The organism is Tsukamurella ocularis (assembly GCF_965138335.1).
GTDB classification, from domain to species: Bacteria; Actinomycetota; Actinomycetes; order Mycobacteriales; family Mycobacteriaceae; genus Tsukamurella; species Tsukamurella ocularis_A.
Map to the genome: position 1 here is coordinate 111964 of NZ_CBCSDV010000007.1, position 20397 is coordinate 132360.

18 protein-coding genes are annotated in these 20397 nt (G+C 71.2%); 10 read left to right on the top strand and 8 right to left on the bottom strand.

Features of this window, described 5'->3' with window-relative positions; translation table 11 throughout:
- The first annotated feature begins 70 nt into the window (after nt 1–70).
- Entirely contained in the window at nt 71–310 is a 240-nt protein-coding gene (locus ACNAYW_RS09130) for a DUF1272 domain-containing protein (protein WP_415849384.1), read from the top strand.
- Nucleotides 311–335: 25 nt separating this feature from the next.
- Here the strand turns inward: ACNAYW_RS09130 and ACNAYW_RS09135 are convergent, their stop codons facing one another.
- The 7 genes from ACNAYW_RS09135 to ACNAYW_RS09165 form a co-directional block, all read right to left on the bottom strand.
- Complete coding sequence (locus ACNAYW_RS09135) at nt 336–773, bottom strand: hypothetical protein (protein WP_415849385.1); 438 nt, start codon at nt 771–773, stop codon at nt 336–338.
- Nucleotides 774–820: 47 nt separating this feature from the next.
- Complete coding sequence (locus ACNAYW_RS09140) at nt 821–1498, bottom strand: hypothetical protein (protein ID WP_415849386.1); 678 nt, start codon at nt 1496–1498, stop codon at nt 821–823.
- A 123-nt stretch (nt 1499–1621) separates the two neighbouring features.
- The gene (locus ACNAYW_RS09145) at nt 1622–2254 is read right to left on the bottom strand and encodes a hypothetical protein (RefSeq protein ID WP_415849387.1); all 633 of its coding nucleotides are present in this window, start codon (nt 2252–2254) and stop codon (nt 1622–1624) included.
- Nucleotides 2255–2315: 61 nt separating this feature from the next.
- Nucleotides 2316–3263, bottom strand: a complete 948-nt coding sequence (gene ligD, locus ACNAYW_RS09150) for a non-homologous end-joining DNA ligase (RefSeq protein ID WP_415849388.1) — start codon at nt 3261–3263, stop codon at nt 2316–2318.
- A gap of 27 nt (nt 3264–3290) precedes the next feature.
- Nucleotides 3291–4850: an FAD-dependent oxidoreductase gene (locus ACNAYW_RS09155; protein ID WP_415849389.1), complete on the bottom strand. Its 1560-nt coding sequence runs from the start codon at nt 4848–4850 to the stop codon at nt 3291–3293.
- Between the two features lie 94 nt (nt 4851–4944).
- Nucleotides 4945–5949, bottom strand: a complete 1005-nt coding sequence (locus ACNAYW_RS09160; RefSeq protein ID WP_415849431.1) for an AurF N-oxygenase family protein — start codon at nt 5947–5949, stop codon at nt 4945–4947.
- Between the two features lie 341 nt (nt 5950–6290).
- The gene (locus ACNAYW_RS09165) at nt 6291–7235 is read right to left on the bottom strand and encodes a TroA family protein (protein WP_415849390.1); all 945 of its coding nucleotides are present in this window, start codon (nt 7233–7235) and stop codon (nt 6291–6293) included.
- Nucleotides 7236–7481: 246 nt separating this feature from the next.
- Between ACNAYW_RS09165 and ctaD the strand changes: the two genes are divergently transcribed.
- Nucleotides 7482–9218 carry an aa3-type cytochrome oxidase subunit I gene (gene ctaD / locus ACNAYW_RS09170; protein WP_415849391.1) on the top strand — a complete coding sequence of 579 codons (1737 nt, stop codon included), beginning with the start codon at nt 7482–7484 and terminating at the stop codon, nt 9216–9218.
- Between the two features lie 87 nt (nt 9219–9305).
- The gene (gene serB, locus ACNAYW_RS09175; protein WP_415849392.1) at nt 9306–10535 is read left to right on the top strand and encodes a phosphoserine phosphatase SerB; all 1230 of its coding nucleotides are present in this window, start codon (nt 9306–9308) and stop codon (nt 10533–10535) included.
- 16 nt (nt 10536–10551) lie between these two features.
- Here serB and glgX read toward each other — a convergent pair whose 3' ends face one another.
- Nucleotides 10552–12699: a glycogen debranching protein GlgX gene (gene glgX / locus ACNAYW_RS09180; RefSeq protein WP_415849393.1), complete on the bottom strand. Its 2148-nt coding sequence runs from the start codon at nt 12697–12699 to the stop codon at nt 10552–10554.
- 40 nt (nt 12700–12739) lie between these two features.
- Here glgX and ACNAYW_RS09185 point away from each other — a divergent pair, with 40 nt between their 5' ends.
- From ACNAYW_RS09185 to ACNAYW_RS09215, 7 genes are all read left to right on the top strand, one after another.
- Entirely contained in the window at nt 12740–13612 is an 873-nt protein-coding gene (locus ACNAYW_RS09185; RefSeq protein ID WP_415849394.1) for an ABC transporter ATP-binding protein, read from the top strand.
- Complete coding sequence (locus ACNAYW_RS09190) at nt 13609–14229, top strand: NUDIX hydrolase (protein ID WP_415849395.1); 621 nt, start codon at nt 13609–13611, stop codon at nt 14227–14229. Before ACNAYW_RS09185 ends, ACNAYW_RS09190 begins: the two co-directional genes overlap by 4 nt.
- Nucleotides 14230–14305: 76 nt before the next feature.
- On the top strand, nt 14306–15094 hold the full coding sequence (locus ACNAYW_RS09195; RefSeq protein WP_068521698.1) for an enoyl-CoA hydratase/isomerase family protein: 789 nt from the start codon (nt 14306–14308) through the stop codon (nt 15092–15094).
- Nucleotides 15095–15205: 111 nt separating this feature from the next.
- Entirely contained in the window at nt 15206–16168 is a 963-nt protein-coding gene (locus tag ACNAYW_RS09200; RefSeq protein ID WP_415849396.1) for a class I SAM-dependent methyltransferase, read from the top strand.
- A gap of 15 nt (nt 16169–16183) precedes the next feature.
- Nucleotides 16184–17341 carry a class I SAM-dependent methyltransferase gene (locus ACNAYW_RS09205; RefSeq protein WP_415849397.1) on the top strand — a complete coding sequence of 386 codons (1158 nt, stop codon included), beginning with the start codon at nt 16184–16186 and terminating at the stop codon, nt 17339–17341.
- A gap of 95 nt (nt 17342–17436) precedes the next feature.
- Nucleotides 17437–18597 carry a pyridoxal phosphate-dependent aminotransferase gene (locus tag ACNAYW_RS09210; RefSeq protein ID WP_415849398.1) on the top strand — a complete coding sequence of 387 codons (1161 nt, stop codon included), beginning with the start codon at nt 17437–17439 and terminating at the stop codon, nt 18595–18597.
- A gap of 35 nt (nt 18598–18632) precedes the next feature.
- Nucleotides 18633–20246, top strand: a complete 1614-nt coding sequence (locus ACNAYW_RS09215) for a sigma-54-dependent Fis family transcriptional regulator (RefSeq protein WP_415849399.1) — start codon at nt 18633–18635, stop codon at nt 20244–20246.
- Nucleotides 20247–20397 lie beyond the last annotated feature (151 nt).

Sequence of the window (20397 nt, forward strand, 5' to 3'; positions counted from 1 at the left end):
GGCGACACGCCGGGAATCCGTCGCCGAAACCGCTGGCGACTGCGACAGTGGGCACGACGAGGAGGTTCCGATGCTGGAGATCCGGCCGAACTGTGAATGCTGCGGGCGCGACCTCGCGCCGGACGCGCGCGACGTGCTCATCTGCACCTTCGAGTGCACGTGGTGCGCGGACTGCAACGAGGACAGGCTGCACGGCACATGCCCCAACTGCGGCGGCGAGCTTGTCCGCCGGCCCGTCCGGCCCGCGGCGCTGCTCGCCGAGCACCCCGCGTCGACGGTGCGGGTGGTCAGCGACACCTGTCGGGCGTAGCTCGCCCTCGCGGTGGTGCCGAGAGTCAATGTCCTTGCGCGTCGACCTCGATCCATGCGGTCTCGGACGTGCGCGAGACGCGCAACGTCGTGGTGTCGAAACCGCCGCTGCCGGGCGGGTACTCGATGACGAGGAAGTTGCTCGGGCATGGAACCGTCTCGGACGGCACACATCCCACAGGGCTTGGGTCGACCATCCCAGGAGCTCTGTCGACGATCTGTCGGTAATCGTCGAAGCGGTCGGCCGACGCCGAGAAGGTCCCGCGGTAGGACGATCGACCGACGAACACGGGGTACCTGGTCATCGAATCGAGGTGGAAACTCGTGGGAATGTGGATGCTCCGGCGCTCGAGCTCCTCACGGGCCTCCTGCTCGCTGACGGAGTGGGGCGACCCGACGTCGAACATGCCGTTCACGAACCACCGCATGCCGAGATAGATCGCCGTCAGTACGACGACAGGCACCAGCAGAACGATGCTCCAGTAGACGCGTGACTTGCGTCGATTCGCGGTCATCTCGCGAGCGCGGCTTCCACGCCGATTGCTCCGGCGATCGGGAATCGCAGCTGTCCGATCTCGTGTGCCGCGACCACGACCTCGCCGGATGCGGTGTCTCGAGTCTCCGCGAGCACCCGCAGCACCTGGCTCAGCTGTTGGACTTCGAACCGCTGTCGGGCGAGCTCAGGCTGTTCGTTTCGGATTTGGGAGCAACTGCTGGGATAGGTATTGCGATAGAGCCTGGGGTTACCGGGGCGAACGGGTCCTCGATGAGCACCCCGTTCGGCGACCACCTCGAACTCCTTCTGTTCGCCAACCTCGCAGGTCGCCACAGGTGCGAGACCTGGAGTGCGGAACAGTCCGCTAGTGGTCTCGGTCCACACTCGGAACGTGGTGTTCGAGGCGCATCGTCCACCTGCTCCGAAGCGGCCGGCACCGCGGAAGCCTGCGGGGCAGATCGACCAGCGCCCGCGGGTGATGTGATCGGCGACCGACTGCGGCCCCGGGTCCGCTCCGAAGCCGAGCACCCGGTCGTCGCAGTCAGCGCACGGACCGATCGCATCCGCGCGAGGAGCGAAGGGACGCGGCACCTCGTCGGAGTCGGACAGTGCCACACCGCCGATACCGCCGATCGCGAGGCCGACTGCGAGAAGGGTCGCCATCATTCCGTACGCCCGCGTCGACTTCTTCATGAAAAGAAGAATAGTGCACTCAGTGTTCAGCAGACTAGATTTGGTTGCTTCGTCGATCGCGGTTGAGCGGACGGGACGACTGTGCTTCGGGCGGCCTCCGGATGAGGAGTGCCTGCGTACGGCTCAGAACCCCACTTTCGACCAGTCCAGATGGCCCACAGCCGAGGGGCCGGACTCCGTCCACGCCCAGATCAGGTCCGCGACCCCTTCGGGCGACGTATCGGCGGCGAAATGCCGGTCCGGCGAACCGTCGCGGTGTTCGATCACGCAGTGTCCGTCTCGGATCAAGGTCTGCACGTACACGTCGGTGTCGCGGGAGACGATCAGGAACGGATCGGGCTCGGTGAGCCGCGCGACCAAGGTCGTCAACAGTGCTCTGCTGAGTATGGGAAACACCCCGAGGCTGCCGTGGGTGACCTCGGCGGCCTTCGCGTCGGCGGTGGCGATCAGGAGATGCTCCTGCGGGTCGTACACATCGAAGCCTAGGCTCGCCGCGGCGGGGATCAGCGCCGCGCGACTGGCCTCCGCGTCGGACCACGACGCCGAGAAGTACGCGCCCACGCCGTGCGGCGACGGGACCTCGTGCACCACCCCGAGGCGAGATCGGTTGCCTTCGGCCAGATCGATCAGCGCTGCCACGTTCCGGGCGGGAACCGTCGTGGTCGGCGTCGACGTATCCCCCCGGCGCATCAGCGCGAGTGCGCCATCCGCGTCGGCCGCGCTGTGCCAGGGCAGAGCGAACAGGTCGTGACTCAATGGTCCTCCGATGGGCATGTCGCCGCGGGGCGCGCGACTCGTGAACGGCGTGCAGGGGGAGTCATTCGGCGAGGGGGAGGTCGTCGCGGTCGGCCCACTCGACGAGGGTGTCGAGCGAGAAGGCCTCGTCGTCGATCTCCGCGTGCAGGTCCCCGAGGTCGGCGAAGCGCGCGGGCAGGGTGCGGATGGTGAAGTCGTCCGGGTGCACGTCGGGCACCTCGTCCCACGTGACCGGCGCGGAGGCGGTGGCGATCGGGGTGCCGCGCAGCGAGTACGCGCATGCGATGGTGTGATCACGGGCGTTCTGGTTGTAGTCGAGGAACACCGCCGCGGGGTCGCGGTCCTTGCGCCACCACACCGTCGTGACGTCCGACGGAGCCCGGCGCTCCACCTCCCGGGCGAAGGCGAGGGCGCACCGTCGGACCTCCGAGAACGTCCAGCGGGGCTCGATCCGCACGTAGACGTGCAGGCCGGAGCCGCCGGAGGTCTTGGGGAAGCCGCGGATGCCGAGCTCGTCCAGCACTTCGTGCACCACCGCGGCCACTGACTGCACCCGTGACCACGGGCACTCGGGCATCGGGTCGAGGTCGATGCGCCACTCGTCCGGGTGTTCCAGGTCGCCCGCGCGGCAGTTCCACGGGTGGAACTCGACCGTCGACATCTGCGCCGCCCAGATCACCGCCCCGGGCTCGGTGACCACGACCTCGTCGGCGGTGCGGCCGAACCGCGGGAAGTAGATCTCCACCGTCTCGAGCCAGTCGGGCGCGCCGGCGGGGATCCGCTTCTGGTGCACCTTCGCCCCGTCGACCCCCTTGGGGTAGCGGTGCAGCATCGTCGGCCGGTCGCGCAGTGCCCGGACGATCCCGGGGCCGACGGCCTCGTAGTACCGCACGACGTCGAGCTTGGTCGCGCCGATCCGCGGGAAGTAGACCCGCTCCGGGCTGGAGACGCGCACGACCCGGCCGCCGACGGTCACGTCGATCGGTTCGCCGTTCGCGGTGGAGGCCACGGCGCTGAGATTACGCGCCCGAGCGGACTACGCGCCCAGGAAGCGACCCAGCGGGCGCTTGCGCTTACCCGACGGGCGGCCCTGCACGACGCCGGCCACGACGTCCTCGGCGAACTTCTCCACCGTCTCCTGCGAGTCGGTCTTGTTCGTGCCGATGAAGCCGTTGGGGCCGCGCTTGATCCAGCCCGTGACGTACACGCCGGGCAGCGGCGCACCGTCGTCCCCGAGGACCCGGCCCGCCTCGTTCGGCAGCACCGCGCGGCGGTCGTCGAAAGGCAGGCCCGGCACCGGGACACCGCGGTAGCCGACCGACGTGAACACCATGCCGACGGGCAGGTCGATCGCCTCGCCGGTCACCGTGTGCTTCGCGTGCAGGACCAGGCCGTCGTCGGTGGCCTCGATCGACTCGGGCGTGGTGAGGAAGCGCAGGCGGATACGGCGCGGCGCGTCCGACTGGGTCTCCAGCGACTCGAGGAGCTGCAGCTTGTGCCCGATCAGCTCCGAATCGCTGCCGGCGACGATGGTCTCGGCGACATCGGGGTCCGGATGGACGATGACGGTGCGCTCGTCCGCGAGGCCGAGGGCCTCGGGCAGGGTGAAGGCGGCGTGCTCGGGGCCGCGACGGGCCACGATCACGACCTCCTCGACCTTCGACTCCCGCAGCGCCGCGAGCGCGGCGGGGGAGATGGTGGTGCCTTCGAGCTCCGCCGGCTCGGCCGTGAGGATGCGGGCCGCGTCGAGCGCGACGTTGCCGTTGCCGATGATCACGATGCGGTCGTGCGTGAGGTCGACCGCGTCGCCCTTGTGCTCGGGATGGCCGTTGTACCAGGCCACGAAGTCGGTGGCGCTGCGGACGTTCGGCAGGTCCTCGCCGGTGATGCCGAGCTTCTTATCGGTGCTGGCGCCGACGGCGACGACGATCGCATCGTGGCGGCTGCGCAGCTCCTCGAGGCTGATGGTCCGTCGATTCGGCCCGCTCGCCTCGCTCCCGGCGCCGCCACCGATCTCGGTGTTGAGGTGGATCCGGAAGTTCGGGTCGGCGGCCACCTTGTCGAACAGGCCCGAGACCTTGCGGGTGCGAAGGTGGTCGGGGGCGACGCCGAACCGGGCCAGGCCGTAGGGCGTGGACAGCTTCTCGTAGACGTCGACGGTGACGCCCGGGTAACGCAGGAGCTCGTCGGCCGCGTACATCGCGGCGGGGCCGCTGCCGATCACGCCGACGCTGATGACGGTGCCCTCCGGGATCGGAAGGACCTTCGGGGGCACGGTGTGCGCCATCGGCGGCCGGCTGCGCTCCTGCGGGTTCGGCCCGCCGAGCGACGAGTTGGCCGGGTCGGCGGCCGCGAGCGAGCGGTTCAGCTCGATGTAGACCTTGTGCTCCTCGGGCAGGCGGTGCGCCGGTCCGATGGCGTCGACGGGGCACGCCGTCACGCAGGCGCCGCAGTCGACGCAGGTGGTGGGATCCACGTACAGCATCTCGGCCGTCGCGAAGCCCGGCTCGTCGGGCGTCGGGTGGATGCAGTTCACCGGGCACGCGAACGTGCACGACGCGTCGCTGCAGCAGGACTGGGTGATGACGTGGGGCATTGAGGAATCTCCTCCGGGGTGTGCGCATCCGGGCCCGGATACGGGTCCGGCTCGGCGGGTGACCGCCGAGCCGGATCATCGGGGTGGTTCGAGACTACTGCGCGGTGTACGACGGCTCGCTGCGGAATCGCGAGGTACGGCCGTGAATGCCCAGCACGCGCCACAGCACGCGGGAGACCGGGTTCATCAGGTCGGTCCGCTCGGCGAGCAGGCGGACGTCGCCGAAGATCTCCTGGCGCATGGCCTTCGACTCGGGCGAGCGCCAGAAGATGTCCTTCTTCACCGACCGCGGGATGTCGAAGGTGTCCCAGAACTGCTTCGGCGGGACCATGATCGCGCCGAGCAGGATGCGCATCACGAGCGGCATCGCCAGCGACAGCAGGAACCGGGGGACCGGGCCGCGGGTGGGGATCTTGTGCTCGAGCAGCTGGTGCGCGAACGAGATGTGGCGGGCCTCCTCGGCCACGTGGATCTGCATCACCGAGGTCATCGCGGGATGCTGCGTGTCCGCGGAGCGCAGGAACTGCTTCTGCAGGTGGTCGATCGGCTCCTCGCCGGCCAGCACGCCCATGTAGAAGATGTTCGGGAAGGTGGTGGCCGCGAGCGGGATGATCGGCGACAGGCGACGGAACCACCACGCGCCACCGGGCACGTCCATGCCCACGCGGTTGACGAACTCCTGGAACATCAGCGTGTGCTGGCACTCCTCCTTCGCCTCATGTGTGGCGTAGCGGAACTCGGGGGAGTTGTTGGGCTGCACGGCGGTGTACTGCATGATGCCGCGGATCAGGATGGACTCGAACTGCAGGCCGACCTTGGCGACGTTGGCCTGGCGCCACATGCCGATCTCGATCTGCTTGGCCAGCGGCTGCTCCTGGTACCAGGGGTGGCGGCCGATCGGATCGAAGCGCGGGTTGCACACCCAGCGCGGGTCGTCGGGGACGATCGCGAGCTCGGGGGAGTCCCAGTCGATGTCGACGTAGGGATCGAAGTTCCGGTTCACCGAGGCGACCGACAGGTCGTTCAGCGTCTGCTCGTACTCGGCCTGGCCGGGGAACGCGCGGCCGCGCATGCGGGCCATGTGGGTCACGCGGGGCATGTTCAGCAGGGCCATGATGGATCCTTTCCTGGCACCCTCGACCGGCTCGTACCTGGTGTTTCTTCCGTGACCCTGTGGGAAATCCCACAGGCGTCTGTGCTGGTAGAAGCCGTGTATGAGATTGAATCGTCCTCAGACTATCACTTGAAACAAGCATGAATGAAGGGTCTCCGGCGAGGAATCCGTGAACAGGTGTACACCGAGCGCTGGGCCAGCGGTTTTCCATGACGGATGTGAGAGGCGTCACGGAGGAACGTTCGCGTTCCGGGGTGTCTCTCGCCGCGTGGCGCGCGCACGGCCGAGTGCCCGCCGGGAGTCGACGGGGTGCGATGGGAGGAGGCTTAGGAGGAGGCCTTGATGGTGTTGCCCACGTCGTGCAGCACGATGCCGGCGGCCACGGGCCCGCCCGCGGAGAACCATGCGGAGTCCTCGACCAGCAGCTGTCGCTTGGCGACCACCGCGCGGAGCTGCTTCCACGGCTTCGAGGTCATCACGGCCGTGCCGTGCTCGCGGCCCTTGTCGCCCTGGTAGCCCACGTAGATCAGGTCGGCGTCCGCGGCGGAGAGGTCGTCGCCCGACATCTCGACCGCCTCGGGCTTGCGCTGCGGCTCGGGTCGCACGACCTTGAGGTCCGCGAGAACCTGCGCCGCGAGCGGCGCGGTGCCCAGGGCGAGGTTCTTGCCGTCCGCGGTGAAGCGGACCAGGGAGACGGTGTTGTGCACCGCGTCGATCTTCACGGACTTCTCCGCCACGTCGCGCTGGTAGCGATCGAGCACGGCCCGCGCCTCGGCGGGCATCCGCACGGCGTCGGCCAGGGCGAGGAAGCTGCGGCGCCAGTCCGCCGACGGTGCCGGGACGGTCACCGTCCGGCCCGCGCGACGGTTCGCCTCCGCCGAGTCCGCGGTGCCGACCGCGACGTCGGCCTGCGCGCCGTCGGTGAGCTTCGGGGCCTTCGCGAGGGTGGGGCCGAGGTAGGAGGGCACGTCGCCGCCGACCGCCTTCACCCGGTTCTGCAGCCCGAGGGCGCAGAGCCCGTCGAGGAGCGCGGGGTCGGCGACGACGATCGCGGCGGGGGCGGCGCCGCCGGCGACCGGGGCGGCGCAGGCCTCGTCGGGCTTGCGGTCGAGGCCGATGATGTTGGCCGATGCCAGGCGGGTGGTGGTGGTCGAGATCGAGGCGAAGGGCTGCTGGATCGGCTCCGAGCCGCCGCACGCGGTGAGTACCGGGCCGGCGACGACGGCGAGCGCGATCGCGGCGCCCGCCCTGGTTGTTCCGACCCTGTTCACGGCAACTGTCCTCACCTGTAGTTCCGACCGTGCGCCACGGTAGCAGCAGCAGCCTTTCCGGCCGGTTCCGCGACGCGAGTACGACGCAGAGTAGGACCGCGGGGACAAGCCCGGGGGCGAGGGGCTACGCTTACCCCACAAGGGTGGAGTCCGCCGTGAGCGAACACCGCCCGAAAGACCTGATTGAAGAGGCCGTACGCCGGTACCGACAGCCGCGGTATCGAAAGGCCCAGGGCAGGAGGATTTGTGACCGCGCAAGCGCATCGTCCGGCAGTCGAGGTGACCGCCGCACGTCCGTATCCGCAGCGGACCGGGCCCAAGGGCTCGTTCATCTACAAGCTGGTCACGACGACCGATCACAAGACGCTGGGCATCATGTACATCGTCACGTGCTTCGCGTTCTTCCTCATCGGTGGCCTCATGGCGCTCCTGATGCGTGCCGAGCTGGCCAACCCCGGCCTGCAGTTCCTCTCCACGGAGCAGTTCAACCAGCTGTTCACCATGCACGGCACCGTGATGCTGCTGCTGTACGCGACGCCGATCGTCATCGGCTTCGCGAACTTCGTGTTGCCGCTGCAGATCGGCGCGCCCGACGTGGCCTTCCCGCGCCTGAACGCCTTCGGCTACTGGCTCTTCGTCTTCGGCGCCATCATGGTGATCGCCGGCTTCATCACCCCCGGCGGCGCGGCCGACTTCGGCTGGACCGCGTACACCCCGTTGACCGACGCCCTCCACTCGCCCGGCCCCGGCGCCGACCTGTGGATCATGGGTCTCGGCGTGGGTGGTCTCGGCACCATCCTCGGCGCCGTCAACATGGTCACCACCGTCATCTGCATGCGCGCCCCCGGTATGACGATGTTCCGCATGCCGATCTTCACCTGGAACATCCTGGTGACCTCGCTGCTGATCCTGCTGGCCTTCCCGCTGCTCACCGCGGCGCTCATGGGCCTTGAGGTCGACCGCCAGTTCGGCGCCCACATCTACGACCCCGCCAACGGCGGCGTCATCCTGTGGCAGCACCTGTTCTGGTTCTTCGGCCACCCCGAGGTCTACATCATCGCGCTGCCCTTCTTCGGCATCGTCTCGGAGATCTTCCCCGTGTTCAGCCGCAAGCCGATCTTCGGCTACAGCGGCCTGGTCCTGGCCACGCTGGCCATCGCGGCCCTCTCGGTCGCGGTGTGGGCGCACCACATGTACGCCACCGGCGCGGTGCTGCTGCCCTTCTTCAGCTTCATGACCTTCCTCATCGCGGTGCCGACGGGCGTGAAGTTCTTCAACTGGATCCTCACCATGTGGAGAGGGCACATAACGTTCGAATCGCCGATGCTGTTCTCGATCGGCTTCATCGTGACCTTCCTCTTCGGTGGCCTGACCGGCGTGCTCCTCGCGTCGCCGCCGCTCGACTTCGCGGTGTCCGACACGTACTTCGTCGTGGCGCACTTCCACTACGTGCTCTTCGGCACGATCGTGTTCGCGACGTACGCCGGCATCTACTTCTGGTTCCCGAAGATGACGGGCCGCATGCTCGACGAGGGCCTGGGCCGCTGGCACTTCTGGCTCACGTTCATCGGCTTCCACATGACCTTCCTGGTGCAGCACTGGGTCGGCGCCGAGGGCATGCCGCGTCGCTACGCCGACTACCTCGACACGGACGGCTTCACCACGCTGAACCAGATCTCGACGGTCGGCGCGTTCATCCTGGGCGCCTCGACGCTGCCCTTCGTGTGGAACGTCTTCAAGAGCTACCGCTACGGCGAGGTCGTCACGGTCGACGACCCGTGGGGCTTCGGCAACAGCCTCGAGTGGGCCACCAGCTGCCCGCCGCCGCGGCACAACTTCACCGAGCTGCCCCGCATCCGCTCCGAGCGTCCCGCGTTCGAGCTGCACTACCCGCACATGGTCGAGCGCATGCGCACCGAGGCCCACTCGGGTCCGGGTGTGGGTGACAAGCACTCGCAGGAGCGCGGCGACGCGAAGGTGTGACGCCCGGCTCGTGAGCCGAACCGAACGGCGCTTCCCGCACGGGAGGCGCCGTTCGGCGTTCCACCGGGCGACGACTACGCTTTCCCCGTGCACGATGCGACCTCGGACCCCACGATCCTCATCACCGTGACCGGCGGCGACAAGCCCGGCGTCAGCTCGGTCCTGTTCGGTGTCCTGGCCCGGAACGAGGTCAGCGTCCTCGACGTCGAGCAGACCGTCATCCGTGGCCGCCTCACGCTCGGCGTGCTCGCCGCGGTGCACGGCGACCCCGAACACGTGCAGGAGCTCGTCGAGCAGGCCATGGCGACGGTCGGGATGGACGTCGCGGTCGAGATCACCGCGGAGCAGCCGCCCCGCCCGCCTGTGCCGACGCACGCCGTCGTCCTGCTGGGCGCGCCCGTCAGCGCCCGCGCGCTCTCGGCGCTCGCGACCGCTCTCGCCGGGCGGAACGTGAACATCGAGTCGATCGCCGGCGTCGCCGACTACCCCGTCACCGCTCTGGAACTGATGGTCACCGTGCCCGACGGCGCCGACGAGGTCGCCTTCCGGGCGGAACTCGCGGCCGTCGCCAAGGAGCAGGGCGTCGACATCGCCACCTCCCGCGCGGGCATCGCGCGGCGCTCGAAGCGGCTCATCTGCTTCGACGTCGACTCCACCCTGGTGCAGGGCGAGGTCATCGAGATGCTGGCCGCCCGCGCGGGCAAGGAGGCGGAGGTCGCCGCCGTCACCGAGGCGGCGATGCGCGGGGAGCTCGACTTCGAGCAGTCGCTGCACGCCCGCGTGCAGAACCTGGCGGGCCTGCCCGCCTCCGTCATCGACGACGTCGCCGCCGGCCTCCAGCTGACCCCGGGCGCGCGCACCACCATCCGCACCCTCAAGCGCCTCGGCTACCGCTGCGGCGTCGTCTCCGGCGGCTTCACGGCCGTCATCGAGCCGCTCGCGCGCGACCTGGAGCTCGACTTCGTCCGCGCGAACACCCTCGAGGTGGTCGACGGGGTGCTCACCGGCCGCGTGGTCGGCGAGGTCGTGGACCGGCCGGGCAAGGCCAGGGCGCTGCAGGAGTTCGCCGACGCCTTCGGCGTCCCGGTCGAGGAGACCGTGGCCGTCGGCGACGGCGCGAACGACATCGACATGCTCTCCGCGGCGGGGCTGGGCGTGGCGTTCAACGCCAAGCCCGCGCTGCGCGAGGTCGCCGACGCGGCGCTCTCGTACCCCTACCTCGACGCCGTGCTGTTCGTCCTCGGCGTGACCCGGGACGAGATCGAGGCGGCCGACGCCGTCGACGGCCAGCTGCGCCGCGTGCCGATCGACGGCTGAACGGCGCCGCCGGCCGTCAGACCTGCTGGAACGCCAGCACCGTCGGGCCGGAGACGGTGACCTCCGCGCGCGACGGGAACACGGTGCGCCCACCCGCGGGTTCGCCCGTCGGCCGCGTGGTATCGACGATGAGTTCCCAGTCGTGCGTGCACGATTCGGGTCCGCCCAGCACGACGACGGCCTCGCCGCCCGCGTGCCACACGATGAGCGCGTCCTTCTCCGCGATAGCGCTGTCCCGGCCGGGCGCGCGCACGTCGGAACCGTCGACCCAGGCCTGCAGCGTGCGCACGTCCGGCGACTGCCACTCCTCGCCCGACATCTCGGCCCCGTCGGCGCCGAACCAGGCGAGGTCGGGCTCGCCGTCCCGGGTCGCGCGGCCGTCGAAGAACTCGTGCTGCCGCAGCACCGGCGCGGCCCGGCGCACCGCCGCGACCCGCGCGACGAAGGCCGTCAGCTCGGCGTCGGCGGCGTCCCAGTCCACGGCGAAGGCATCGGCCGCGGGGGTGCCCTCGGGCACGCAGTAGGCGTTGTTGTTGCCGTACTGGGTGTGGCCGAGCTCGTCGCCGCCGAGCAGCATCGGTGTGCCCGTGGAGAGCAGGAGCGTGGCCAGGAGGGCCCGCACGTGGGCCGCACGCGCCGCGAGGATCGCGGGATCGGTCGTGCCGCCCTCGAAGCCGTGGTTCACGGAGTGGTTGTTATCGGTGCCGTCGCGATTGTTCTCGCCGTTGGCCTCGTTGTGCTTGCGCTCATAGCTCACCAGGTCGCGGGCGGTGAAACCGTCGTGGGCCGTGATGAAGTTGATCGACGAGAAGGGCGTGCGGCCCTGCGCGCCGAAGAGGTCCTGGCTGCCCGAGACCCGCGAGGCGAGTGCGCCGACGGTCGCGCCGCCGGCGAAGAAGTCGCGGACGGTGTCGCGGTAGCGGTCGTTCCACTCCGCCCAGACCGGCGGGAAGCCGCCCACCCGGTAGCCCTCGCCCGTGGCGTCCCAGGGCTCGGCGATGAGCTTGCGGGTGGAGAGGACAGGGTCGGCCGCGATGGCCGTCAGCAGCGGCGCGCGGTGGTCGAACGGGATCACCGGGCCCTGCGGCCCCGTCCCTGTGCGGCCGCGGCCGAGGACGCTCGCCAGGTCGAACCGGAAGCCGTCGACGCCGAGCTCGTCCGCGAAGTACCGCAGGCTGTCGAGCACCATGCGCACCGACGCGGGGGAGGCGCAGTCGACGGTGTTGCCGCACCCCGTGTAGTCGAGGTCCTCGCCGTTCTCGAGGAGGTAGTAACCGGGCGCGTCGAGCCCGCGCCAGGACAGGGACGGCCCCGCCACGGACTCCTCCGCGGTGTGGTTGTACACCACGTCCATGAGCACCTCGATGCCGGCGGAGTGCAGCGCCGTGACCAGCGCCGCGAACTCCTCCACCTCCGCGCCCGGCCGCGCCGCGAACCGCGGGTCCGGGGCGAAGTAGGCCCCCGTCGAATACCCCCAGTGATTGCGCATCCCGCGGTCGCGGACCCCGGGCTCGGTGAGGCACGCCTGCACGGGCAGCAGCTCGACCGCGGTGACGCCGATGCGGCGCAGGTGCTCGATCACCGCCGGCTGGGCCAGGCCGAGGTACGTGCCGCGCAGCTCCTCCGGGACGTCCGGGTGCCGCGCGGTGTAGGAGCCGACGTGCACCTCGCAGATCACCGTGCGGTCCCACGGGACGCCTGGGCCGGGTTCCGGCGCGGGCGGTGCCCCCGTGACGACGCATAGCGGGATGTCGGGCAGCGAATCCGTCTCCGACGGTCCGCCGTCCTCGCCGTAGGGCAGGAGGGCGACGCCGTCGCCGAGCGTGCCGTCGAGCCTGCGGGCGTAAGGGTCGATGAGGGCCTTGTGCTCGGAGAAGCGCAGCCCGTTCTCCGGCTCCCACGGGCCCGCGGCACGGAAGCAGTACCGCGCGCCCTCGCCGATTCCGGCGACGAAGCCGTGGTGGACGCCGGCCGTCTGCGCGGGCAGTCGGAGCCGCTGCTCGCGGCGCGCCCCGCCGTCGTCGGTCTCGATCAGGCACACCCAGACGTCGGTGGCGCGCGGTGCGTGCACGGCGAAGTTGACGCCGCCGGGCTGCGGGACGGCGCCGAGGGGGTACGCGGCGCCCGGGGTGGGGGAACGGTGGTCTGTGGACACGGGGACCATCCTGCCAACCGCCGCCGGTCCCGTGCGGCAGGATGGGGATGTGTCCGATCCCGCCGCCGCCTCCAGCGCGCCCGCCGCCGACTCCGCCGCCGAACCCGACCAGGACCTGGTCATCGACTTCCGCGGGGTGAGCCTGCGCCGCGACAGCCGAACCCTGGTGGGCCCCATCGATTGGCGGGTCGAGCTGGACGAGCGGTGGATCGTCATCGGCCCCAACGGCGCGGGCAAGACCTCGCTCATGCGGCTCGCGTCCGCACAGGACTTCCCCAGCGCGGGCACCGCCCACATCCTGGGCGAGGCGCTCGGCAAGACGGTGGTGCAGGACCTCACCGCGCGGATCGGCGTGTGCTCGGCGGCGCTCGCGTCGCGCGTCCCGGACGACGAACTGGTGACCGACCTGGTCGTGTCGGCGGGCTACGCCGTGCTCGGCCGCTGGCGCGAGCGCTACGACGAGGTGGACATCGGCCGCGCCGTCGACGTGCTCGAGTCGATGGGCGCCGAGCACCTGGCGAGCCGCCGCTTCGGCACCCTCTCCGAGGGCGAGCGCAAGCGCGTGCTCATCGCGCGCGCCCTCATGACGGACCCCGAGCTGATGCTGCTCGACGAGCCCGCCGCGGGCCTCGACCTGGGCGGCCGCGAGGAACTCGTCGCCCGGCTCGACACCCTCGCGCACGATCCCGACGCGCCCGCCACCGTGCTGGTGACGCACCACGTCGAGGAGGTGCCGCCGGGCTTCACGCACGCGCTCATGCTCAAGGAGGGCGGTGTCGTGGCGCAGGGCCTCATCGGCGACGTGCTCACCGCCGAGGTGCTCTCGGAGACCTTCAGCCAGCGCATCCTGCTCGACGAGGTGGACGGCCGGTTCTTCGCCCGACGGGCCTCGCGCCCCGGACGCCGGAGGCTGCAGGCATGAGCGGGCAGGGCGCAGGGCATCGGCGCGACCTCGCGGACGTCCCCATCCGTCCCGCGGCCACGGTCCTGCTGCTGCGGACGGCACCGTCGGGCCTGGAGGTCTTCGTCCAGACCCGGGCGAGCGGGATGGAGTTCGCGCCCGACGTGACGGTCTTCCCGGGCGGCGGCATCGAGCCGTCGGACGGCGACGACCTGCGCGTCACCGCGGCGCGGGAGACGCACGAGGAGTGCGGCGTGCGCGTGCACCCCGACGACCTGGTGCCGCTCTCGCGCTGGGTGACCCCGCCCGGGCGGCCCCGCCGCTACGACACCATGTTCTACCTGGCCGCGCTGCCCGCGGGACAGGACGCGACGTGCGTGACCACGGAGGCCGTCTCGGCGGGCTGGCACCGCCCGCAGGCGGTGATCGACGCGTGGCTCGCCGGTCGCAACAAGCTCATGGCGCCCACCTACTCCCAGCTGTTCCAACTGCTGCCCTTCGACACCGTCGAGGACGTGCTGGGCTGGGCCGCGGAGGCCGCGGACCTCACGCCGGTCGCCATCGTGGACGGCATGACCCGCGAGGAGCGGCGGTTCCCGGGCTGGGCCGAGTACGCGGAGGGCTCGACGATCTACTGACGTCCCGGCGCCGTCCGTGGGGCGAATTACGTGGACGTCCAACTAAATTTTCCGGCACCCGGTAGCCTCTGGGGTCATGACTGAATTCGTGACCCTCGAGACCTCCGACGAGCACCCCGGCATCGGCACGATCCGCCTGAACCGGCCGCCGATGAACGCCATCAACTCGCAGGTCCAGGACGAGCTCATCGCCCTTGCGGCCGAGGTGAACAAGCGCGACGACATCAAGGCCGTCGTCGTCTACGGCGGCCCGAAGGTCTTCGCCGCCGGCGCCGACATCAAGGAGATGCAGGCGATGGGCTACACGGACATGAGTGAGGCCATCAAGCTGCTCCAGGGCGGTCTCTCGGCGATCGCGTCGATCACCAAGCCGACCGTCGCCGCGATCACCGGCTACGCCCTCGGCGGCGGCCTCGAGGTGGCCCTCGGCGCCGATCGCCGCATCGTCGGCGACAACGCCAAGGTGGGCGTCCCCGAGATCCTGCTCGGCGTGATCCCCGGCGGCGGCGGCACGCAGCGGCTCGCCCGCCTGGTGGGCCCGGCCAAGGCCAAGGACATGGTCTTCACCGGCCGCTTCGTCGGCGCCGAGGAGGCCCTGCAGATCGGCCTGGTCGACGAGGTCGTCGCCCCCGATGACGTCTACAACGCCGCCCTGAACTGGGCCAAGCAGTTCTCGGGTGCGGCCTCGCAGGCGCTGCGCGCCGCCAAGCAGGCCATCGATCAGGGCCTCGACACCGATCTGAACACGGGCCTGGCCATCGAGCGGCACCTCTTCGCCGGCCTCTTCGCCACGGAGGACCGCACCATCGGCATGACTTCGTTCATCGAGAACGGGCCGGGCAAGGCGAAGTTCGTCGGCAAGTAGCCCGAGGCGCCGCGCCGACCCGCGGGTGGCAGAACGTGTTCTCATCACGCGGGTTGGCGGTGATCTGACCGGGCGGTAACCTGACGGGAACAATCTTTCCGAAAGGCCTTCATGACCGACCAGCAGCCGGCCCCCAACCCGCACGCCACGGCGGACGAGGTTGAGGCCGCATTCTCCGATACGAAGCTCGCCCAGGTGCTCTACCACGACTGGGAGGCCGAGACGTACGACGAGAAGTGGCACATCAGCTTCGACGAGCGGTGCATCGACTACGCCCGCGACCGCTTCGAGGCCGCCACCGGCGGGGAGAACGAGAAGCCCTACGGCCGCGCCCTGGAGCTGGGCTGCGGCACCGGCTTCTTCCTGCTCAACCTCATGTCGGCGGGGGTCGCGGAGACCGGCTCGGTCACCGACCTCTCGCCCGGCATGGTCAAGGTCGCGCTGCGCAACGGCGAGGCCCTCGGTCACACGGTCGACGGCCGCGTCGCCGATGCGGAGACCATCCCGTACGAGGACAACACCTTCGACCTGGTCGTCGGCCACGCGGTGCTGCACCACATCCCGGATGTGGAGCAGTCGCTGCGCGAGGTGCTGCGCGTCCTCAAGCCGGGCGGCCGGTTCGTCTTCGCGGGCGAGCCGACCACGATCGGTGACTTCTACGCCCGCTGGCTCGGCCGCATCACCTGGGGCATCACGACCAAGGCGACGAAGCTGCCCTTCCTCGCGGACTGGCGTCGCCCGCAGGCCGAGCTCGACGAGTCCTCGCGCGCCGCGGCGCTCGAGGCCGTGGTCGACATCCACACCTTCGACCCGGACGCGATGGAGGCCATGGCGGCCCGCGCCGGCGCCGTCGAGGTGCAGGCCACCACCGACGAGTTCACCGCCGCCTTCCTGGGCTGGCCGGTGCGCACGTTCGAGGCGGCCGTGCCGCCGGAGAAGCTCGGCTTCGGCTGGGCCGGGTTCGCGTTCGGCGGGTGGAAGAAGCTCTCCGCGCTCGACGAGGCCGTGATGCGCCGCGTCGTGCCGCGCAAGTTCTTCTACAACCTGGCCATCACGGGCACCAAGCCCGAGTAGTCGGGGCGCGCCGGGTTGGACGGGGCCGATCTCGCCTACCTTCGCACGGCCGACGGTGCCGCCGCCGTCGCCGCGGCGGATCGACTCGCGCTGACCGACGGCACCCTCCTGGCCGACGTCGGGACGGTGCGCGGCATCGCCGGCGCGCACGCCGCCGCCGTCATCGAGCAGGTGCGGGCCCGGCGCCGCGCCGCCGCCAAGCTCGGCGACGTCGACGGCTGGCTGCTCACCGACGAGGCGGTGCAGCAGGCCACCCCGTCGGCCGTCGCGGAGCACCGCGCCCGCCGCCTCGCCTGGCTCTCCGTGCACGACGTGACGTGTTCCATCGGGGCGGAACTGCGTGCGCTGGTGCAGGTCTGCCCACGCGTGGTCGGCAGCGACCTGGACCCGCTGCGCGCCCGGATGGCCGCGCACAACGTGCCGCGCGCGCTGGTCTACGTGGCCGACGCGCTGGCCCCCACAACGACGGCCGACGTCGTCATCGCCGACCCGGCGCGCCGGGCAGGCGGGCGGCGCATCGTCGACCCCGAGCAGTGCTCGCCCGCGCTCTCGGCGCTGCGCGCCGCCTACCGCGGGCGGTCCCTCGCGGTGAAGACCGCGCCCGGGATCGACTACGACGGGCTGCGCCGGCGGGACGGCTTCGACGGGGAGGTCGAGATCGTTTCCCTCGACGGCGGCGTCCGCGAGGCGTGCCTGTGGTCCGGCCCCGTCGCCGTCCCCGGGCTCACCCGCGCGACGGTGCTGCGCGGCTCCGGTCCGGGCGGCTACGAGGTCTTCTCCACCGACCCGCACGACGTCGACCCGGAGCCGGCGGGGAAGTACCTCATCGAGCCCGACGGTGCCGTCATCCGCGCCGGCCTCGTGCGGCACTACGCGGCGCGGCACGGGCTGTGGCAGCTCGATCCGCACATCGCCTATCTGACCGGCGACGCAGTGCCCGCGGGGGAGCGGGGCTTCGAGATCCTCGACGCGGCGAAGTTCTCGGAGAAGGCGCTGCGCTCCGAACTGCGCGCGGGCGACGTCGGTTCCGTCGAGATCCTCACCCGCGGTGCCGGCGTGGATCCCGACGTGCTGCGCAAGCGCCTCAAGCTGCAGGGCTCGCAGCCCATGACCGTCGTGATCACCCGCATCGGTCGTCAGGTGATGGCGTACCTGACCCGCCCGACGCGCTGATCGGCGCCCGAAACCGCCTGATTCCTGCGTCACGCCGAGGCATTCGCATCGTGACCGCGTGCGAGGGCGGTTTCGGACGGCGCGGGCGTGAAACGATGGACGGCATGCAGGAAGCGCGCCGGTCGGGTGTCGAGATGTTCCACGTCATGGACGTGCTGGCCGCGGCGGCACGACGCCGGGAGACCCATGGCGACGTGATCTCGCTGGCCGCGGGCCAGCCGTCGGCCGGAGCGCCGAAGCCGGTGCTCGCCGCCGCGCACGCGGCGCTGGACGCGGGACCGCTCGGCTACACCGAGTCGATGGGCATCGCGCCGCTGCGGGAGACGATCGCCGCCCACTACGGCCGGGCCTACGGACTGGAGGTCCCGCCGGAAGCCGTGGCGGTGACCACCGGCTCGTCGGGCGCGTTCACGCTGATCTTCCTCGCCGCCTTCGACGCGGGCGACACCGTCGTCATGGCGCGGCCCGGCTACCCCGCCTACCGCAACACCCTGACGGCGCTGGGCTGCGAGGTCGTGGAGCTCGACTGCGGTGCGGAGACCCGGTTCCAGCCGACCGTCGCGATGCTGGAGGCGCTCGACACGCCGCCGAAGGGGCTCATCGTCGCGAGCCCGGCGAACCCGACCGGGACGATCCTGGCGCCCTCGGAACTGGCGGACCTCGCGCGCTGGTGCGAGGCGCACGGCACGCTGCTCATCTCCGACGAGATCTACCACGGCGTGAGCTACGGCCGCCCCACGTCGTGCGCGTGGGAGACCTCCCGGGAGCAGGTCGTGATGGGGTCGGTGTCGAAGTACTTCGCCATGACCGGCTGGCGGCTCGGCTGGATGCTGCTGCCCGAGTACCTCCGGCGGCCCGTCGAGCGGCTCACGGCCAACATGACCATCTGCCCGCCCGCGATCAGCCAGTACGCCGCGGTCGCGGCCTTCTCCGACGAGGCCCGGGTGGAGTTGGACGCGCACGTGGCCGGGTACGCGCGCAACCGCGAGGTGGTGCTGGCCGGGCTGCGGGAACTGGGCGTGACCGAGGTCGCGCCGCCCGACGGCGCCTTCTACGCCTACGCCGACATCGGCCACCTCACCGACGACTCGCTCGCCTGGTGCGCCCGCGTCCTCGACGAGACGGGCGTGGCGATCACGCCGGGCCTGGACTTCGACACCGTGCGCGGCAGGCGCACCATCCGGCTCAGCTTCGCGGGCGCGACGGCGGAGATCGAGGAGGCGCTGGTCCGCCTGCAGCCGGTGTTCCGACACTGAGTGTCATATCTGGTGATCCATGTCACACTGAGGGGGTGGAGACTTCCCCGCATCGCCCGGTGATCGCGGCCTCGTGGCTGCGTTCGGACCGCGCGGGCCTGCGCCCCGACGCGCATCCGGACCCGGAGATCGGCGCCATCGAGGCCGCCGACACGCTCCTCGACGCCGCCCGGCCCGTGCTCGCCCGCGCCGCCACCGCGCTGAGCGGGTCGAACACGGCGCTGCTCCTGGTGGACCACCGCTCCCGTCTCGTCTCGCGGGTCACCGCCGACCTCACCCTGGAGCGGCGCCTCGAGGGCCTGGGTGCCATCGCCGGCGCGGCCTTCGGGGAGGAGGAGATGGGCACCACCGCGCTCGGCACACCGCTCGAGGTGCGGGGCGACGTGGCGATCAACGGCGCCGAGCACTACCTCGAGCAGTTCCGCACGCTCAGCTGCTTCGGGCGCCCGATCATCCACCCGGCCACCCGTCGCCTCGCCGGCGTCATCTGCATGGCCGAGATCGCGGACCGGATCAACCCGCTCTCGATCCCGCTGGTCCGCGGCCTCGTCGAGGACATCTCGGGCCGGTTGCTCGATCGCTCCCACGCCTCGCACCGCGCGGTGATCGCCGCCTATCAGCGGGCGGCGCGGCGTCGGGACGTCGCCGTGGCCGCGCTCGGCGACGACCTGCAGCTCACCAACGCCGCCGCCGCACAGCTGCTCGCCCCGGGCGATTTCGGCACCCTGCGGCTCCTGCTCGCCGACGGTGCACCGCGCACCACCACCGTCACCCTGGTCTCGGGCATCGCCGCGGACGTCGCGGTCAGCAGGCCCGACGGTGCGCCGCACGCCGCGGTCTTCCGGCTCCGGCCGCGCGCGGACGGGCCGGCCGCGCCGGTCGTCGTCCCGCGTTCCGCGGCCGTCACCGCGCCGACCGTTGCCGTCAGCGGGGAGCCCGGCACCGGGCGGAGTACCCGCGCCCTGTCCTGCGTCGCCGAGGATGCTCACACCGTCCTCGATGTCGCCGGCGCGATCCTCGCGGGCCGGGAGCCGGACGTGCCGGCGCTGCTGCGCGCGTGCCGGGAGGCGGGCCGCGGCCTCGTCGTCGACGGGGCGGACCTCCTCGACGAACGGTCCGCGCGGCTGCTGCACGCCGCGGTCGGCGCGCCAGCGGGCCCCGGGGTCTCCGTCGTCGTCGTGACCGGGCCCGCGGAGTCGCTGTCGCCGGCCGTCGCCGCGCTGGTGGCGCGCTGCCGGCGCCGGGTCGTGCTGGCGCCGCTGCGGGAGCGGGCCACGGAGATCGCCTCGCTCGGGCAGGGGCTGGTGGCCGCGGTGCACCCGCGTCTCGATCTCGGCGCCGATGCCGCGGACGCCCTGCTCTCGCAGGAGTGGCCGGGCAACCTCTCCGAGTTGTCGATGGTGCTCACCGAGGCGGCGGACGCCGTCCTCGCGCGGGGCGGGCGCACCGTCACCACCGCCGACCTGCCGGCCGAGTACCGCGGCTCGACCCGCGCGGCCCGGCTGCGGGGGATGGAGCAGGCGGAGCGCCGGGCGATCCTCGCGGCCCTCGCGTCCGCCGACGGCAACAAGAGCCGCGCGGCCACCGCGCTCGGCATCAGCCGCACCACGCTGTACGCCCGCATCCGCGCGCTCGGCATCCAGGGCTGACGGACTGTTCCCGCAGCTCGTCAGGGGTATCCGCCTGCCCGCGTGCGGTGACCGTTCACCCGGAGTGTCCAGTTTCCGAACACGGCCGCCCGTTCCCTCCGTGCGAGAACTGTAGGTGACGCCACGTGGCGTGCATCACACCCTCGGTTCG

Coding starts and splice junctions, on each gene's coding strand:
- ACNAYW_RS09160 (WP_415849431.1), bottom strand. CDS start 5,949: ATGCCCCGCGTGACCCACATGGCCCGCATGCGCGGCCGCGCGTTCCCC.
- ACNAYW_RS09200 (WP_415849396.1), top strand. CDS start 15,206: ATGACCGACCAGCAGCCGGCCCCCAACCCGCACGCCACGGCGGACGAG.
- ACNAYW_RS09210 (WP_415849398.1), top strand. CDS start 17,437: ATGGACGGCATGCAGGAAGCGCGCCGGTCGGGTGTCGAGATGTTCCAC.
- ACNAYW_RS09190 (WP_415849395.1), top strand. CDS start 13,609: ATGAGCGGGCAGGGCGCAGGGCATCGGCGCGACCTCGCGGACGTCCCC.
- ACNAYW_RS09140 (WP_415849386.1), bottom strand. CDS start 1,498: ATGAAGAAGTCGACGCGGGCGTACGGAATGATGGCGACCCTTCTCGCA.
- ACNAYW_RS09130 (WP_415849384.1), top strand. CDS start 71: ATGCTGGAGATCCGGCCGAACTGTGAATGCTGCGGGCGCGACCTCGCG.
- ACNAYW_RS09195 (WP_068521698.1), top strand. CDS start 14,306: ATGACTGAATTCGTGACCCTCGAGACCTCCGACGAGCACCCCGGCATC.
- ACNAYW_RS09155 (WP_415849389.1), bottom strand. CDS start 4,850: ATGCCCCACGTCATCACCCAGTCCTGCTGCAGCGACGCGTCGTGCACG.
- glgX (WP_415849393.1), bottom strand. CDS start 12,699: ATGGTCCCCGTGTCCACAGACCACCGTTCCCCCACCCCGGGCGCCGCG.